Source organism: Demequina soli (genome assembly GCF_000971195.1).
GTDB classification, from domain to species: Bacteria; Actinomycetota; Actinomycetes; order Actinomycetales; family Demequinaceae; genus Demequina; species Demequina soli.
Map to the genome: position 1 here is coordinate 471826 of NZ_BBLZ01000002.1, position 16992 is coordinate 488817.

The window sequence follows — 16992 nt, forward strand, 5'->3', positions numbered from 1 at the left end:
CGCTCGGAACCACCTTCCGAAAGTTTTTGCGAACCTTTACGAGATGTCGTGAGAGAAGGTCGTGCGCCAGCCGATGAGCGCGGCGACCAGGCCGTATCCGAGCAGCACCGCGAGTCCCGCCCACTCGGGCAGCAGCGTGGCCAGCCCCGACGCGGAGTAGAAGCTGGTGCCCACGACGGCCTCGCCCGCGGCCCCCGGGAGGAACCGGGCGACGGGCTCCGCGGCGCTCCAGAATCCCGCGGCGACGCGCAGGAGCGGCTCGACCAGCTGCGTCCACACGAGCAGCCCGACCACCACGGCCACCTGGTTGGTGACGGCCGTGCCGAAGCCGACGCCGACGAGCATCCACGCGGCCATCGCGGCGACGGTGAGGCCCAGGGTGCGCCACACCTCCGGGTCGCCGAGCATCGTCTCCCCGCCGGCGATCGCGAGCGCGGGTGCGCCCACGCCGACGGCCACCGCGGCGGCGACCAGCCCGTAGAGGAGGGCGAACGGCACGGCGGCGACGAGCTTCGCCGCGATCACGCGAGAGCGGCGCGGCTCCGCGAGGAGCGTCGTCGCGATGGTGCGGTGGCGGAACTCGGAGGTGACGATGATCGCGCCGAACGCGAGGGGGAACACGTAGGCGAGCGACACACCCGCCGTGTAGACCGTGAGCGCGAGCTGCGTGCCCTCGATCGCGAGCGGCTGGCCGTCAAGGCCGGTGCCCGCGTCGCCCTGGGTCATGGCGAACGCGAAGACCGCGGCGAAGAACGCGACCGCGGCGGCCATCATCGCGAGCAGCGCCCACCACAGGCGGGTCGACAGGATCTTGCGCCACTCGGCGCTGATCGCGGCGCTCATGCCGCCGCCTCCGTCATCCGCAGGAAGACCTGCTCGAGCGTCTCGCCGGACCCGGCGAGGCCGTGCACCTCGACGCCCGCGGCGAACGCGCGGGCGCCCAGCGCCGCGGCGTCGAGGTCCGGCACCACGAGCGTCGCCGGATCCGCGAGCGTCGCCCCGGGGAGGTCCGCCGCGAGGAGCGCGAGGCGCGCGGCGTCGGGGGAGCGCAGCGTCGCGGACGGCCGCGCGAGGCGGTGCAGGTCCGCGAGAGAAGACGTGTGCCGCACGCGTCCGCCCGCGATGATGACGACGTCGTCGACCGTCTGCTCGACCTCGCCCAGGAGGTGGGAGGACAGCAGCACGGTGCCGCCGCGCGCGGCGAAGGCGCGCAGGAACGCGCGCATCCACGTGATGCCCGCGGGGTCGAGGCCGTTCGCGGGCTCGTCGAGCACGAGCGCGGCGGGCTCGCCCAGCAGCGCCGTCGCGAGCCCGAGCCGCTGGCGCATGCCCATCGAGAACCCGCCCACGCGGCGCCCGGCCGCGCCGTCCATGCCGACCATCGCGAGCGCCTCGTCGCAGCGCGCGTCGTCGGCGCCGACGAGCGGCGCGACCGTGCGCAGGTGCTCGCGCGCCGTGCGTCCGGGGTGGAAGCCCGCCTCGAGGTGGGCGCCCACGACCGTGCCGGGGTGCTCGAGCGCGGCGTACGCCGCCCCGCCGATGGTCGCCGCGCCCGCGGTGGGCGTGACCAGGCCGAGCAGCGCGCGAAGGGTGGTCGTCTTGCCGGCGCCGTTGGGGCCCAGGAACCCGGTGACGCGGCCCGGCTCCGCGACGAACGACGCGTCCTCGACGGCGGTCACGGCGCCGTAGCGCTTGGTGAGGGACTCGACAGCGATCCGCGGCCCGTCCATGGGCGACACCTCCGGTAGTTGTTATAGATGAACTATAACGCGACGCCCTGTCCGTCGCGGGCGCCGCCCTGTATCCTGTCGGGACCATGGACCCTGACAGTTGCAGCCCCTCATGACCGCCTGGATCCTCGTCGGAGTCGGCGTCCTGCTGACGCTCGGCACCGCGATCTTCGTCGCCGCGGAGTTCTCCCTGGTGGCGCTCGACCCCTCGCACGTCGAGGACGGCCCCAAGGGCCGCCGCGTCCGCCACGCGCTCCGCCACCTCTCGACCCAGCTCTCGGGCGCGCAGGTCGGCATCACGCTCACGACCATCCTGCTCGGCTACACGGCCCAGCCGGCGCTCGTCGAGCTGCTGTCGATCCCGCTGTCCGACAGCGCCCTGTCCCGCGCCGCCGTCGCGGGCATCGCGGGAACGGCCTCGCTCGTGATCGTCAACGCATTCTCGATGATCGTCGGCGAGCTCGTGCCCAAGAACCTCGCGCTCGCGGAGCCGGTGCGCACCGCGCGCGTCGCGGCCCCGCTCAACATGGGCTTCACCACGGCCCTGCGCCCGGTGATCGCGTCGCTCAACGCCGCGGCCAACGGGATCCTCCGGCTGATGGGCATCGAGCCCAAGGAGGAGCTCGCGGGCGGCCGCTCGCGCCAGGAGCTCGCGGCGCTCGTGAGCCGCAGCGCCGAGGCGGGCACGCTCGCCCCCTCGACCGCGCTGCTGCTGAAGAACTCGATCGAGCTCGACGACCTCGCCGCGATCGACGTCATGACCGACCGCACGCGCCTCCACACGCTGGGCCGCGACGCCTCGGCCGCCGACGTCATCGGCGCGTCGCGCGCGACCGGGCACTCGCGCTTCCCCGTCGTCGGGGACGGCCCCGACGACGTCCTCGGCATCGTCCACCTGCGCGCCGCGATCGCCGTGCCCGCGCATCGTCGCCCCGAGGTGCCCGTGGGCGCCCTCATGGTCGACGCGCCGCGCGTGCCGGAGACGATGCAGATGGGACCCCTGCTGGTCGAGCTGCGCGACGTCGGGCCCCAGTGCGCGATCGTCGTCGACGAGTACGGCGGCACCGCCGGCCTCGTCACGCTCGAGGACGTGGTGGAGGAGCTCGTGGGAGAGGTCGCCGACGAGCACGACCGCCGCCGCGCCGCGGTCCACCGCGCGCCCGGCGGCGCGTGGATCGTCCCCGGCGAGCTGCGCCCCGACGAGGTGCGCGAGCGCACCGGGCTCACCGTTCCGGAGTCGCCCGCGTACGAGACGCTCGGCGGCTTCGTGATGGCCCGCCTGGGCCGCGTCGGCCAGCCCGGCGACACGGTCGAGGCGCCCGGCGTGACCGCGCGCGTCGAGCGCATGGACGGCCGCCGCATCGACCGCGTGCGCCTCACACCCGTCGAGGACGCGGAGGCCCAGGCATGAGCCCCGGCATGATCCTCGCGATCGTCGGCCTGCTGCTCGCCAACGCGTTCTTCGTGGGCGCCGAGTTCGCGATCATCTCGGCGCGCCGCAGCTCGATCGAGCCGCGCGCCGAGGAGGGCTCGCGCGCCGCCCGGACGGTCCTGTGGGCGATGGAGAACGTCTCCCTCATGCTCGCGACGTCGCAGCTGGGCATCACCGTGTGCTCGGTCGCGCTCGGTGTGGTGGCGGAGCCCGCGCTCGCGCACGCCCTCGAGCCGGTCCTCCACGCGGTCGGCGTGTCGGAGTCGGCCGCTCACGGCGTCGCCGTCGTGATCGCCCTGCTCGTCATCGTCGGCCTCCACGTGGTGGTCGGCGAGATGGTGCCCAAGAACTCGGCCGTGTCGAGCCCCGACCGCGCCGCGCTCATCTTCGGCCCGCCGCTCGTCGCGATCGCGCGCGTGGTCAAGCCGATCATCGTCGCGCTCAACTGGATCGCGAACGGCGTGGTCCGGCTGCTCGGCTTCGAGCCCAAGGACGAGGTCGCCAGCACGTTCACGGCCGACGAGGTGCAGAGCATCGTCGAGCGCTCCTCCGCCGAGGGCACCATCTCCGACCCCAGCGGCCTGCTCACCACCGCCATCGAGTTCTCGGAGCGGTCGGTCGACGAGGTGATGGTGCCGGTCGCGCAGCTGCGCGCGGTCGAGCTCGGCGTGACGGTCGACGACCTCGAGCGGGTCGCCACCGCGACCGGCTACTCGCGCTTCCCGGTGCGCGAGGACGGCGCCTTCGTGGGCTACCTCCACATCAAGGACGCGCTCTATGCGCGGCCGGGGGAGCGGGAGGAGCCCATCCAGGCCTGGCGCGTGCGGGACCTCCCGTCGATCGCCCACGGCGCCGAGGTCGAGCTCGGGCTCGCGCTCATGCGCCGCTCCGGCGCGCACGTCGCGAGCGTGGTGCGCGACGGCGAGACGCTCGGCATGGTGTTCCTCGAGGACATCCTCGAGGAGCTCGTCGGCGAGGTGCGCGACTCGCTCGCCCGCCGCGACGCCGACGCCTGACAGGGCGGCTCGACCCGCGCGTCCGGGGTGCCCCTGGGGGTGTGTGATCGACCCGACATCCCCAGGGGGTTGGCCCCACCGTTACCGTTTGGTAATAATTGTCCTGGCCTCCAGGGATCCTCGTGTCCGGGGGCCGTCATGCATCGGCAGTCTGAGGGAGTTCATGGTGAGCATGCGCGGCGCGCTTCATGCACAGCGCCAGCCTCACCCTCCCCGCCGGTCCCGTCGTGAGCGTCGGATCGAGCACACGCAGCAGCTCCAGGTCCGGACCACGCGTCGTCGCCGCCAGGTCGCGACCCGTGGCGGCGTGATCCTCGGCTTCCTCGCGGCGATGGTCGTGTACCCCGTGATGGGCACCATCGCCCCCTACGCCAACGCCGCGGAGGCCATCCCCGGCGTGGTCAAGGGCGAGGCCCCCACCACCGCCACCGCGATCCTTGGCGCCGGCCCTCAGTTCGCGTCCTCCGACCTTCCCCTGCCGACAGTCGACGACTCGTCCGCGGCGATCCTCACCGCCAACGACGTGCCCGTCGTGTCGAACCTCCTGCCCGACTGCGACCCCGACTTCGACCCGAACATGGTCAACGGCCAGCTCCGCAGCGACCAGCTGTGCCAGCTGTGGGTCTCCGGCGAGTACATGCGGCCCGACGCCGCGATGGCGCTCGCCGCGCTCAACGAGCAGTTCAAGACCGAGTTCGGCACGGACATCTGCATCGCCTCGAGCTACCGCTCGCTGTCGCAGCAGTACTCCACCAAGGCGACGCGCGGTTACCTCGCGGCGACGCCCGGCACGTCGATGCACGGCCTGGGCCTCGCGGTCGACTTCTGCCGCACGCACGCCTCGGGCGTGTACTACGCGTGGCTGTCGCGCAACGCCGGCACGTACGGCTTCTGGAACCCGGACTGGGCCAAGACCACCAAGTACGAGCCGTGGCACTGGGAGTACATGACCTACGACGCCTACTGAGCGTCGACCGCACCGCCAGGCCCGCGCCCCTCGGGGAGGCGGGCCTTCGTCGTCCCCGGCCGCCGCATCGTCCCCGGTGAGCGGGGTGTAGGACTGGGAGGAGACGCGAGGAGGCGGGTGTGCGGGTCGGAGTGCCGCGAGAGACCAAGAGCGGGGAGACGCGGGTCGCGCTCACGCCCGACGGCGCGCACGCGCTGGCCGCGCGCGGCCACCGGGTGACGGTCGAGTCCGGCGCCGGGGCGTCGGCGGGCCTCCCGGACGATGCGTACCTCGCCGTCGGCGCCGTCGTCGGGACCGCGGCCGAGGCGTGGGAGGCGGACCTCGTCGTCAAGGTCAAGGAGCCGCAGCCCAACGAGCTCGCCCTCCTGCGCGGCAACGTCCTGGTCACGTTCCTCCACCTCGCGGCGAACCGTGTGCTCGCCGACGCGCTCGTCGCCGCGGGCACCACGGCGCTGTCGTACGACACGGTCCGGCTCCCGGACGGGACGCTGCCGCTGCTGACCCCCATGAGCGAGGTCGCCGGCAGGCTCGCGGTCCTCGCGGGCGCCCACCACCTGCTCACCCCGCACGGCGGGCGCGGCGTGCTGCTGTCCGGCGTGCCCGGGGTACCGGGCGCGCGCGTCACCGTGCTCGGTGCCGGGGTGGCCGGCTCGCACGCGATCGCCCAGGCCGTCGCGATGGGCGCCGAGGTCACCGCGATCGACCTCTCGCTCGAGGCGCTGCGGCGGATCGACGCGCGGCACGGCGGCGCCGTGCGCACGCTCGCCTCGACGGAGGGGGCGATCGCGGACGAGGTGCGCGCGTCGGACCTCGTCATCGGCGCCGTCCTGGTGCCCGGCCGGCCTGCGCCCACGGTGGTCTCCCACGCGATGGTCGCCGCGATGCGGCCGGGCAGCGTGCTCGTCGACATCGCGATCGACCAGGGCGGCTGCCTCGCCGACTCGGTGCCGACCACGCACGCCGACCCCGTGCGCCGCGTCGAGGGCGCGCTCATCTACGCGGTCGCGAACATGCCCGCGGCGGTCGGCGCCACCGCCACGCGCGCGCTCACCAACGCGACGCTGCCGTACCTCCTCCGCCTCGCCGACGGGGTGGACGATGCGGTGGCGGGCGACCCCGCGCTCGCGGCGGGGGTCAACGTGCGGGGCGGGCGCATCGTCCATCCCGCCGTCGCGGAGGCGTTCGGGACGGCGTCGGCGCCCGCCTAGGCTGGGCGCCATGTCGCAGTCCCCGCAGAGCCCGCAGCAACCCGAGCCGTCCGAGCCGCCGCGCAGCTGGCTCCCGATCGCGATCGCCGGCGGCATCGCGCTGCTGGTGATCGTCATCGCGTTCGTCTCGGCGGCGTCGCGCTCGGGCATGAGCGCCGCGCACCAGTCGGCCATCACGGTGTGCGAGGACGCCTACGCGGCGACCGGCGCGGACACCGGCCAGCAGCCGCGGATCGAGGCCGGCGACGTGTACTCGGCGTCCGACTGGCGCGACCTGCGGGACCTGGTGGAGCAGCAGGGCCTCATCGACGGCGCGACCTCGAAGGTGCCCGCCGACACGGCGGACGCGCTCGACGCGGCGGCCGCCTCCCTGACCAAGGGCGGCACGGACCACGTCACCGTCGTGTGGTGGCTCGAGTCCGAGAAGCACCTGGTGTGCACCGTGGACGTGAACGGCGACGTCGCCGACGCCTCGACGGTCCGACTCGGGCCGCTCACGGCGGACACGTGGAAGGGCGCGGACCAGGGCTGAGCCCCGCGCCGCCCCGTCAGGAGGGCAGGGCTGCCGGCACGTCCGCGCGCGACCCGACCGCGTCCTGGACGCGGTCGAACCCGTCCGCCTGGGCGAGCGCGACGAGCTCGCGCGCGATCGTGCCGACCACCGCGGGGCCGCGGAAGATCAGTCCGGACACCAGCTCGACGAGCGTCGCGCCGGCCGTGATCTTGTCGTACGCGTGGCGGCCGTCGAACACGCCGCCGAGCCCGGCCAGCGTGAGCCGGTCGCCCGCGTGCAGGTAGGTGCGACGCACGAGCTCGGTGCTGAGGTCGCGCACGGGTCGGCCCGACAGGTTGCCCTTGACGGCCGGGTCCATCGTGACCGTGTCGCGATCCTTGCGGAGGTTGGCCAGGGTGAGGCCGTCGACGCGGTGGTCGAGCGCGACGTCGACGAGGTCGCGGAACGCCTCCCAGGGCTTGTCGGACGGCATCTTGAGGACGATGCGCTGCGACGGCGCCGCCGCGTCCACGGCCGTGAGCAGCCGGTCGAGCGCCTCGGGGCTCGTGAAGGCCTCGCCGACCATGGTGTTGGGGCACGAGATGTTGAGCTCGATCAGCGGGCTGAGGCCGTCGAGCGCCCGTACCGACGTCACGTAGTCCTCGACGCCCTCGGCCACGTCGCCCGTGAGGCCGTCGTTGGTGCGCGCGATCGAGATCGTGAACGGCAGCGCCGTGTACCGGGGGCTGCCGTGGGCGGCGAGGTCGCGCAGCCGCGCCGCGACGCGCTCGACGCCGCCGTTCGCGAGGCCCACGTGCACCACGAGCGACTCCTCGGCGGGCAGGCGGTGGAACCACGGGCGCGGGTTGCCGTCGCACACGCGCGACGTCACCGAGCCGAACGTGAGGAAGCCGAAGCCCGTCGCCTGGAGGATGCCGGGGATGGCGACGTTCTTGTCCAGGCCCGCGCCGAGGCCGAGCGGGTTGCGCAGCGCGAGGCCGTACGCCTCGGTGACGAGGGCCGGGTGCTCGTACGCGAGGAGCGCCTCCGCGGCGGCCACGACGGGTGTCACGCGCTGCGCCCACGAGCCGTACGTGATCATGTCGTCGTGCACCCGGTCGGGGTGCATCCGGAAGATCACCGGCTTGACGCCCCTCGTGTACACCGTGGTCAGCGCGCTGCGCGCCATTGTTCCCATGCCGCCCCGTCCTTGTCGCATCGTCGCGTCACGGCGGGCGCGACGGGGACGGGCTCGCGGGTGCCGTGGCGCCCCTCGTCGGTGAGGTGGGCGCCACGCTACGGGCCGCCGCCGCCGGGCGACCGGGACCTCGGGACCTGGCGAACCCCGGGGCTCACGTCGGCACGCGGCGCGGGGCATGAGAAAGGCCCCTCCGGGGAGGGGCCTTCGTCGTCTTCCGTGGGTGCCCCCGACAGGAATCGAACCTGCGACCTACGGTACCGGAAACCGGCGCTCTATCCGCTGAGCTACGGGGGCCCGCCCGGACTGGCCGGGCCGAACGAGGATATCAGCAGCCCGCCCGGCGCCGGGACCCCGCCGCGCCGCCGTGCGATCCCGAGCCATGCGCATCGTGCCCGTCCTCGCCGTAGCCGTGGTCGCGGCCGCCGCGGCGTGCGCGCCGCACGGGGACGATGCGCGGGATCAGCGAGAACCCGACGTCATCGGCACGGTGACGAGCGTCGACGACTCCGGCGGCGCGATCGCCGTGGGCTTCGCGCCCGACCCGGGGGGCGAGTACTTCGACGGCACGACGTTCGAGTTCGCGCGGGACGGCGGCCTCGAGGACGCCCAGAGAGGGACGGCCGCCGCGTCGGATGTCGCCGTGGGGGACAGGCTCGCGGTGTGGGTCGAGACGTGTGCCGAGTCCTTCCCCGTGCAATGCCCGGGTCCACTCGGGCGGCTGCTGGGCGATCGGACGCCCTCGGCGGGCTGAGCCCTCGCGCCGCGGCGCCATGAGGTCCATGCTGGACCCATGTCGGCCGTCGAGATCTCCCTGGTAGGAGGCCCCACCGCGGTGCTCGGGTATGCGGGGCTCACGATCCTCACCGATCCGACCTTCGATCCTCCAGGGGTCCATGGCAACCTCACCAAGCTCGAGGGACCCGCGTTCGGGCCCGAGCACATCGGCCACGTCCATCTGGTGCTGCTGTCCCACGACGAGCACCCGGACAACCTCGACGACGCGGGCCGCGCCCTGCTGGGAGCCGCCGGCCACGTGCTGTCGACGCCCGGTGCATCGTCGCGGATCCCGGGTGTCGTGGGCCTCAAGCCGTGGCATTCCGTCACCATCTACGGCGATCACGCCCCCGTGGCCGTCACGGCGGTGCCCGCGCAGCACGGCCCCGACGCGATCAGGGAGCGCCTCGCGGAGGTCACGGGCTTCGTGGTGCGCGCCGCGGGCTGGCCCACGCTGTACCTCTCGGGCGACAACTCGGAGGTCGAGGTGGCGGCGCGCGTCGCCCACCGCTTCCCGGACGTCGAGATCGCGCTGGTGTGCGCCGGCGCGGCGCGCGTGCCCCGTCTGGACAACGCGCTGCTGACCGCGGACGCCGCGCGCACGGCCGCGATCGCGGACCTGTGGCCCGGCGCGACGGTCGTGCCGATCCACGTCGACGACTGGGCCCACTTCTCCGAGCCGCGCGCCGCCTTCCGTCGCGCGCTCGCGGACGACCCGGTGCGCGAGCGCATCGTCCTGATCGAGCGGGGCGCGGCGGTGCGGCTGCCGCGCGCATCCGGCGTGTCCGCCCCTGCCTAGAATGGCCGGGTGACCCCCGAAGAGCTCTCCGCGACCATCCGCGCCGCCATCCTCGCAGGCATCGACGACTCCGACTTCCAGCTGTCGCCGTTCGACGTCCCGGAGGCGCGCGTCGAGCGACCGCGCCAGCGCGAGCACGGCGACTGGGCGACCAACGTCGCGATGCAGCTCGCGAAGAAGGCGGGCACCAGCCCGCGCGACTTCGCCGAGACGCTCGTCGAGCGCCTGCGCGAGATCGACGGCATCGCGACGGCCGACGTCGCCGGCCCGGGGTTCATCAACATCTTCCTCGACGCCGACGCGGCGGGCCTGCTCGCCAAGGGGATCGTCGACTACGGCGACGACTACGGCCGCGGCGAGTCCCTCACGGGCACCACCGTGAACCTCGAGTTCGTCTCCGCGAACCCGACCGGCCCCGTCCACCTCGGCGGCGCCCGCTGGGCGGCCGTCGGCGACTCGCTCGCGCGCCTGCTCGAGTTCCACGGCGCGAGCGTCATCCGCGAGTACTACTTCAACGACCACGGTGTGCAGATCGACCGCTTCGCGGCGTCGCTGCTCGCGGTGGTCACGGGCGAGGAGGCCCCGGAGGACGGCTACGGCGGCGACTACATCCAGGACACCGCCAACGAGGTCATGATGGAGGCCGCGGCCGGCGGCTACCGCGACCCGCTCGAGCTGCCCCGCGAGGAGCAGCTGGAGTTCTTCCGCGAGCACGGCGTCGCGCTCATGTTCAACCTGGTCAAGCAGTCGCTGCACGACTTCGGCGTCGACTTCGACGTGTTCTTCCACGAGGACTCGCTGCACGAGTCGGGCAAGGTCGACAAGGCCGTCAAGGAGCTCAAGGAGTCGGGCGCGCTGTACGAGGCCGACGGCGCCTGGTGGCTCCGCTCGACCGACTACGGCGACGACAAGGACCGCGTGGTCATCAAGTCCGACGGCAACCCCGCCTACATCGCCGGCGACATCGCGTACATCCGCGACAAGCACGAGCGCGGCGCGGACCGCTTCATCTACCTGCTCGGCGCCGACCACCACGGCTACATCGCGCGCCTCAAGGCCGCGGCCGCGGCGCTGGGCTACGACGCGGACTCGGTCGAGGTCATCATCGGCCAGCTGGTCAACCTCGTGAAGGACGGCCAGCCCGTGCGCATGTCCAAGCGCGCCGGCACGGTCGTGACGATGGAGGACCTCGTCGAGGTCGTCGGCGTCGACGCGGCCCGCTACGCGCTGGCCCGCTCGAGCGCGGACTCGACCATCGACATCGACCTCGACCTGCTCGCGTCGCAGTCCAACGCCAACCCGGTCTTCTACGTCCAGTACGCCCACGCCCGCACCGCGGGCGTGGCCCGCAACGCCGCCGAGTACGGCATCCGCCGCGAGGACGCCTTCGACCCCTCGCTGCTCACGCACGAGACGGAGTCCGCGCTGCTGGGCATCCTCGGCGAGTTCCCGCGCATCGTCACCCAGGCCGTCGAGTTCCGCGAGCAGCACCGCATCGCCCGCTACCTCGAGGACGTCGCCGCGGCGTTCAACCAGTGGTACGACCGCACGCGCGTCACCCCGCAGGGCGACGAGGAGGTCTCCGACCTCCACCGCACGCGCCTGTGGGTCAACGACGCGACCGGCCAGGTGCTGCGCAACGGCCTCACGCTCCTCGGCGTCTCCGCCCCCGAGAGGATGTGACCGTGACCGCCGCGGTGTTCTCCCAGACCGTCGTGCGCGGTGAGGATGGCGCGCTCAGCGTCGGCGGCTGCGACGTCCGCGACCTCGCCGGCGAGCACGGCACGCCGCTGTACATCGTCGACGAGGCGGACATGCGGGCGCGCGCGTGCGCGTTCCGCGACGAGTTCGCCGCCGCCTTCGGCCGCCACGGCGCGAAGGTCGACGTCTACTACGCGTCCAAGGCGTTCCTGTCGTCCAAGGTCGCGCGGTGGATGCGCGCCGACGACCTGTGCATGGACGTGGCGTCCGGCGGCGAGCTCGAGATCGCGCTGCGCGGCGGCATGCCCGCGGCGCGCATCGGCCTGCACGGCAACAACAAGTCCGACGCCGAGCTGCGCCGCGCGCTCGAGGTAGGCGTGGGGCGCATCATCGTCGACTCGTTCACCGAGATCGAGACGCTCGACGCCATCGCGCGCGAGCTGGGCACCACGGCGCCCGTGCTCGTGCGCGTCACCACGGGCGTCCACGCCGGCGGCCACGAGTACATCGCCACGTCGCACGAGGACCAGAAGTTCGGGCTGTCGCTCGCCTCCGGCGCCGCGTTCGAGGCGCTCGTCGCGTGCCACGACGCGACCGGGCTCGACCTGCGCGGCATCCACACGCACATCGGCTCGCAGATCCTGTCGCTCGACGCGTTCCAGGAGAGCGCGGAGCGCATGCTCGGCCTGCGCGCGGCGTTCCGCGTCGAGGTCGGCTACGACCTGCCCGAGGTGGACCTCGGGGGCGGCTACGCGATCCGCTACACCCCGCACGGCGAGGAGCTGACGCCGCACGATGCGGCGCACGGCATGGCGGAGGCCGTCGCCGCCGCGGTGGCGAAGGTGGGCGGCACGTGGCCGCACCTCTCGATCGAGCCGGGTCGCGCGATCGCGGGTCCCGCGGGCATGACGCTCTACCGCGTGGGCGTGATCAAGGCCGTGCGCATCGAGGACGGCGGCGAGCGCCGCTACGTCGCGGTCGATGGCGGCATGAGCGACAACATGCGCACCATCACCTACGGCGCCGAGTACACCGCGACCATCGCATCGCGCCTGTCCGAGGCCGAGCCGGTGCTCAGCCGCGTCGTGGGCAAGCACTGCGAGAGCGGCGACATCGTCGTGCGCGACGTCGACCTCCCGGCGGACACCGCGCGCGGCGACCTGCTCGCCGTGCCCGCGACGGGCGCCTACGGCCGCGTGATGGCGTCCAACTACAACGCCGTGCTGCGTCCGGCCGTCGTCGCGGTGCGCGACGGCGAGTCCGAGGTGCTCATCCGTCGCGACACCCTCGAGGACCTCTTCGGCTGGGACGTCGCGCCGGACTGACGCGCGCATCGTCGCTCGCCTCGCGCGCCCGGGCCGGGCGCGGTTGACTGGTGGGGAGTCCCCGCCGAGCGATGGGAGCAGCCATGTCATCCGCACCGGAGCCCACGCGTCCGAGCATCTTCGACGCCGTCCCGGAGGAGCCCTGGGAGGAGCCCGACGATGATCCGGGCGACGTGATGCCGCTCCAGGCGGTCGACCTCGAGATCCTCAGCCCGATCCACCGCGACGAGGGCTGAGCGTTCCGCCCAGGGCGGCGACGAGGCCGCCGAAGACCCGAGGAGATGCGTGATGAGCGAGCAGTTCGACGAAGACACCGAGGCGCTGGTGGCGCTCGCCGCCGAGGTCGAGCACGAGCGCGAGGTCGCCGCCGAGGGCTACGACCCGTCCGTCGACCCCGAGGCCGAGATCGACGAGGAGGCGCCCGCCGACGGCCCGGTCGAGCCCCTCGACGAGGAGCCCGACCAGGACGGCGACGAGGCCTACCAGTAGGCCCGAGCCGAGGTCAGACCGCGGCCGCGACCGCGTCCGCGAGGGGCGTGGCCGGGCGGCCGATGAGGTCCGCGAGCGCGGTGCTGTCGGTGTCGAGCTCGCCCTTGGCGATCGACGCGTCGACCGCGGCCCAGAAGCCGGCCGTGCCCGCGTCCATGCCGACCTCCTGGAACGTCGACACGAGCTGCTCGACGCTGACGTCGGAGTGCGCGACCGGGGCGCCGGTCACGGTCGCGACGGTCGCGGCGAGCTCGTCGAACGTGAAGCGCGTGCCCGCGAGCTCGTAGACGCCGCCCGCCTGGTCCTGCAGGGCCGCCACCGCGGCGGCCTCGGCGTAGTCGGCGCGGCTCGCGGCAGCGATGGTCGCGCCGCCGGTCGCGCCCAGCACCGTGCCGGTCGCCGTGTAGGTGCCGATCTGGCCCGTGTAGTTCTCGAGGTACCAGGAGTTGCGCAGGATGGTCGCGGGGATGGACGAGGCGGCGAGCGCCTCCTCGGTCGCGACGTGCTCGGGGGCGAGCGGGTTCGACGTCGTGGTCGCGCCCAGCAGCGACGTGTAGACGATGCGGGACACGCCCGCGCGCTCCGCGGCGGCGATGACGGCCTCGTGCTGAGCGACGCGCTTGCCGACCTCGGAGGCCGAGACGAGCACGAGGCGGTCGACGCCCGCGAGCGCGGCGTCGAGGGAGGCCGCGTCGTCGTAGTCGCCGAAGCGGACATCCACGCCGCGGTCGGCGAGGTCGGCCGCCTTGGCGGTGGTGCGGGCGATCGCGACGACGTCGCTCGCGGCGACCCCGCGGGCGATCAGGCTCTCGACGACCAGGCGGCCGAGCTGGCCGCTGGCTCCGGTGACGGCGAAGGTGGTCATGGGGGTGTCCTCTCGGTGGTCGGCGGGCGGGATGCCGTGCCGCTCGGAGGGTACTAACTATTAGTTAGCGCTTCCTATTCCGCATGTACGAATCGTGTCGGGCGTACTGTTGTCCTATGGATACCCCGGCGGCCGACGGCCCCCCGCAGCAGCTCGTGAGCGACGTGTTCGCCCGCGCCTGCACCTCGCGCGAGGCGTTCGAGGGCGTCACGTCGCGCTGGTCGTCGCTCGTTCTCCTCGCGCTCGCGGAGGGGCCGCACCGCTTCGGGGAGCTGCGTCGACGCGTCGAGGGCGTGAGCGAGCGCATGCTCGCGCAGTCGCTGCGCGGGCTCGAGCGCGACGGGCTGCTGCTGCGCGCGGACGCCGGCACCATCCCGCCCCGCGTCGACTACTCGCTCACCCCGCTCGGCGACCGCGTCGCGACCAGCCTCCGCGTGCTCGCCGACACGCTCGAGGCCGCCGTCCCCAGCATCGACGGCTCGCGCCTCGACTTCGACTCCCGCCCCCGCTGACGCCTCGGCCGGCGTCGCCGCGCGAACCCGGCCCGCGCATCGTCCTCCCGCGGGGGCCGTCCCAACACTTGGACGCGTGTGACCGACATGCGGGACGCCGCGCGCGGGCGCTCGGCTACAGTGGGACCCGTGCCCACCCCCCTCGCGTCCGTGAAGGTCGCCATCCTTGGCCCCGGAACCGTCGGCTCGGAGGCCGTGCGCCTCCTCACGCAGCAGGCGGACGACCTCGCCGCGCGCGTCGGCGCGCCGCTCGAGATCGTCGGCGTCTACGTGCGCGACACGACGAAGGACCGCGGCCCCCACATCCCGCGCGCGCTGCTCACCGACGACGCCTCCGCGCTCGTCGCGCGGGCCGACGTCGTGGTCGAGCTCATGGGCGGCATCGAGCCCGCGCGCACGCTCATCCTCGAGGCGATCGCCGGCGGCGCGTCCGTCGTGACCGCCAACAAGGCGCTGCTCGCGGCCCACGGCCCCGAGCTGTACGAGGCCGCCGACGCCGCGAACGTCGACCTCTACTTCGAGGCGGCCGTGGCCGGCGCGATCCCACTGGTCCGGCCCGTGCGCGAGTCGCTCGCGGGCGACCACATCACTCGCATCCTCGGGATCGTCAACGGCACCACCAACTACATCCTCGACGAGATGACGCGTCGCGGCCTCGACTACGACGTCGCCCTCAAGCAGGCCCAGGAGCTCGGCTACGCCGAGGCCGACCCGACCGCCGACGTCGAGGGGCACGATGCGGCGGCCAAGGCCGCGATCCTCGCGTCTCTCGCGTTCCACCAGCGGGTCGCGCTGTCCGACGTCTACTGCGAGGGTATCTCCGCGATCACGTCGGAGGACGTGATCGCGGCGCGCGAGACGCGCCAGGTCATCAAGCTGCTCGCGATCGCGGAGCGCACCGACGGCGGCGTGACCGTCCGCGTGCACCCGGCGCTCGTCGCCGAGGACCACCCGCTCGCGGGCGTGCACGGCGCGTTCAACGCGGTGTTCGTCGAGGCGGAGTCCGCCGGCGGCCTCATGTTCTACGGCCAGGGCGCGGGCGGCACGCCGACCGCGTCCGCGGTGCTGGGCGACCTCGTGTCAGTGGCGCGCCATCGTGCCATCGGCGGCAAGGGGCCGCGCGAGTCGAACTACGCCTCCCGCCCGGTGCTGCCCATCGACAACGCCCTCACGCGCTACTGCGTGCGCATGGCTGTCGAGGACCGCCCGGGCGTGCTGGCCGCCGTCGCGGAGGTGTTCGCGAGCCACGGCGTCGGCATCGAGATCGTCCGGCAGGTGCCCGGCCAGACGCATGCGGGGCTCATCCTGTCCACGTATGCGGCGCCCGAGCGCGACCTGCGCGCGACCGTGGAGGGGCTGCGCGCATCGTCCGCCGTGGCCGAGGTGAAGTCCGTCCTGAGGATCGAGGGGGAGTAGTGGCGCACGTCTGGCGAGGGATCGTCCACGAGTACCTGGACCGTCTGCCGTTCGAGGAGGGCGACCGCGTGGTCACCCTGGGCGAGGGCGGCACGCCGCTCGTCCACGCGCCGTCCATCTCCGCCGAGGTGGGCGCCGAGGTGTTCGTCAAGGTCGAGGGCATGAACCCGACCGGGTCCTTCAAGGACCGCGGCATGACCGCGGCCGTCACCCAGGTGGTCAAGGAGGGCGCCCACACGATCGTGTGCGCCTCGACCGGCAACACCTCCGCGTCCGCGGCCGCCTACGCGGCGCACGCGGGGCTACGGTGCGTCGTCATGATCCCGCAGGGCAAGATCGCGGCGGGCAAGATGGCGCAGGCGATCGTGCACGGCGCCGACCTGGTGCAGGTCGACGGCAACTTCGACGAGTGCCTCGACATCGTGCGCGCGCTGTCGGAGGACTACCCGATCGCGCTGGTGAACTCGGTCAACCCGTACCGGCTGCAGGGGCAGAAGACCGCGGCCTTCGAGATCGTCGATCAGCTGGGCGACGCCCCCGACATCCACATGCTTCCCGTCGGCAACGCGGGCAACATCTCCGCGTACTGGATGGGCTTCCGCGAGGCGCTCGATCTCGGCGCCACCCGGACGCCGCGCATCTGGGGCGTCCAGGCCGCCGGCGCCGCGCCGTTCGTGGCCGGCCACCCCATCAAGGACCCCGAGACCATCGCGACCGCGATCCGCATCGGCAAGCCCGCGTCGTGGGACCTCGCCGTCGCCGCGCGCGACGAGTCCGGCGGCTGGATCCGTGCCGTCTCCGATGCCCAGATCCTCAACGCCCAGGCGCGCCTGGCCGCGGACGTCGGCGTGTTCGTCGAGCCCGCCTCCGCGGCACCCATCGCGGGCCTGCTCGCGGCGGCCGCGCTCGGCGAGGTGCCGAAGGGCGCCACCATCACGTGCACCGTGACCGGCAACGGCCTCAAGGACACCGCCACCGCGCTGGGCGACCGCACGGTGGAGCCGACCGTCATCCCCGTCGACGTCGAGGCCGCCGCCGCGGCGCTCGGCCTCTAGGACGCGGCC

At 73.5% G+C, this 16992-nt stretch carries 18 protein-coding genes and 1 tRNA gene; 14 read left to right on the forward strand and 5 right to left on the reverse strand.

From position 1 onward, the window contains the following. Positions 1-36 precede the first annotated feature (36 nt). Entirely contained in the window at positions 37-843 is an 807-nt protein-coding gene (locus tag AOM04_RS05600) for an ABC transporter permease (RefSeq protein ID WP_062463569.1), read from the reverse strand. Next, a complete protein-coding gene (locus tag AOM04_RS05605; protein ID WP_062463572.1) occupies positions 840-1730 on the reverse strand; it encodes an ATP-binding cassette domain-containing protein in 891 nt (296 codons plus the stop codon). The genes AOM04_RS05600 and AOM04_RS05605 overlap by 4 nt, the downstream gene beginning before the upstream one ends. Positions 1731-1842: 112 nt before the next feature. Here AOM04_RS05605 and AOM04_RS05610 point away from each other — a divergent pair, with 112 nt between their 5' ends. The 5 genes from AOM04_RS05610 to AOM04_RS05630 all read left to right on the forward strand — a co-directional run bounded on the left by AOM04_RS05610 (position 1843) and on the right by AOM04_RS05630 (position 6885). Continuing rightward, positions 1843-3141, forward strand: coding sequence for a hemolysin family protein (locus AOM04_RS05610; RefSeq protein WP_062463574.1), 1299 nt, complete (start codon positions 1843-1845; stop codon positions 3139-3141). Beyond that, positions 3138-4178, forward strand: a complete 1041-nt coding sequence (locus tag AOM04_RS05615) for a hemolysin family protein (RefSeq protein ID WP_062463577.1) — start codon at positions 3138-3140, stop codon at positions 4176-4178. Before AOM04_RS05610 ends, AOM04_RS05615 begins: the two co-directional genes overlap by 4 nt. Before the next feature lie 172 nt (positions 4179-4350). Further along, positions 4351-5145: a M15 family metallopeptidase gene (locus tag AOM04_RS05620; protein WP_228373651.1), complete on the forward strand. Its 795-nt coding sequence runs from the start codon at positions 4351-4353 to the stop codon at positions 5143-5145. Positions 5146-5264: 119 nt separating this feature from the next. Further along, the gene (gene ald, locus AOM04_RS05625; RefSeq protein ID WP_062463584.1) at positions 5265-6353 is read left to right on the forward strand and encodes an alanine dehydrogenase; all 1089 of its coding nucleotides are present in this window, start codon (positions 5265-5267) and stop codon (positions 6351-6353) included. 10 nt (positions 6354-6363) lie between these two features. Continuing rightward, the gene (locus tag AOM04_RS05630) at positions 6364-6885 is read left to right on the forward strand and encodes a hypothetical protein (RefSeq protein ID WP_062463587.1); all 522 of its coding nucleotides are present in this window, start codon (positions 6364-6366) and stop codon (positions 6883-6885) included. A 16-nt stretch (positions 6886-6901) separates the two neighbouring features. Here the strand turns inward: AOM04_RS05630 and pyrD are convergent, their stop codons facing one another. Continuing rightward, positions 6902-8044 (reverse strand): dihydroorotate dehydrogenase (quinone), encoded by a 1143-nt coding sequence (pyrD, locus tag AOM04_RS05635; RefSeq protein WP_169816415.1) that lies wholly within the window; start codon positions 8042-8044, stop codon positions 6902-6904. A 224-nt stretch (positions 8045-8268) separates the two neighbouring features. Beyond that, positions 8269-8341 (reverse strand) — tRNA-Arg (locus AOM04_RS05640). 85 nt (positions 8342-8426) lie between these two features. Here AOM04_RS05640 and AOM04_RS05645 point away from each other — a divergent pair. The 6 genes from AOM04_RS05645 to AOM04_RS05665 all read left to right on the forward strand — a co-directional run bounded on the left by AOM04_RS05645 (position 8427) and on the right by AOM04_RS05665 (position 13135). Then, positions 8427-8798: a hypothetical protein gene (locus AOM04_RS05645; RefSeq protein ID WP_062463592.1), complete on the forward strand. Its 372-nt coding sequence runs from the start codon at positions 8427-8429 to the stop codon at positions 8796-8798. A gap of 39 nt (positions 8799-8837) precedes the next feature. Beyond that, positions 8838-9620: an MBL fold metallo-hydrolase gene (locus AOM04_RS05650; protein WP_062463595.1), complete on the forward strand. Its 783-nt coding sequence runs from the start codon at positions 8838-8840 to the stop codon at positions 9618-9620. Between the two features lie 9 nt (positions 9621-9629). Then, positions 9630-11303, forward strand: a complete 1674-nt coding sequence (gene argS / locus AOM04_RS05655) for an arginine--tRNA ligase (protein WP_062463598.1) — start codon at positions 9630-9632, stop codon at positions 11301-11303. Between the two features lie 2 nt (positions 11304-11305). Further along, positions 11306-12646 (forward strand): diaminopimelate decarboxylase, encoded by a 1341-nt coding sequence (gene lysA, locus AOM04_RS05660; RefSeq protein ID WP_062463601.1) that lies wholly within the window; start codon positions 11306-11308, stop codon positions 12644-12646. Positions 12647-12729: 83 nt separating this feature from the next. Then, complete coding sequence (locus AOM04_RS14485; RefSeq protein WP_156160626.1) at positions 12730-12882, forward strand: hypothetical protein; 153 nt, start codon at positions 12730-12732, stop codon at positions 12880-12882. A gap of 52 nt (positions 12883-12934) precedes the next feature. Continuing rightward, on the forward strand, positions 12935-13135 hold the full coding sequence (locus tag AOM04_RS05665) for a hypothetical protein (RefSeq protein ID WP_062463604.1): 201 nt from the start codon (positions 12935-12937) through the stop codon (positions 13133-13135). A gap of 13 nt (positions 13136-13148) precedes the next feature. Here AOM04_RS05665 and AOM04_RS05670 read toward each other — a convergent pair whose 3' ends face one another. Continuing rightward, positions 13149-14000, reverse strand: coding sequence for an NmrA family NAD(P)-binding protein (locus AOM04_RS05670; RefSeq protein ID WP_062463607.1), 852 nt, complete (start codon positions 13998-14000; stop codon positions 13149-13151). 116 nt (positions 14001-14116) lie between these two features. Between AOM04_RS05670 and AOM04_RS05675 the strand changes: the two genes are divergently transcribed. The 3 genes from AOM04_RS05675 to thrC all read left to right on the forward strand — a co-directional run bounded on the left by AOM04_RS05675 (position 14117) and on the right by thrC (position 16983). Further along, positions 14117-14512: a winged helix-turn-helix transcriptional regulator gene (locus tag AOM04_RS05675; RefSeq protein WP_062463610.1), complete on the forward strand. Its 396-nt coding sequence runs from the start codon at positions 14117-14119 to the stop codon at positions 14510-14512. 87 nt (positions 14513-14599) lie between these two features. Next, positions 14600-15928, forward strand: coding sequence for a homoserine dehydrogenase (locus AOM04_RS05680; protein ID WP_062463982.1), 1329 nt, complete (start codon positions 14600-14602; stop codon positions 15926-15928). Next, complete coding sequence (thrC, locus tag AOM04_RS05685; RefSeq protein WP_062463613.1) at positions 15928-16983, forward strand: threonine synthase; 1056 nt, start codon at positions 15928-15930, stop codon at positions 16981-16983. The genes AOM04_RS05680 and thrC overlap by 1 nt, the downstream gene beginning before the upstream one ends. Positions 16984-16992: the final 9 nt, after the last annotated feature.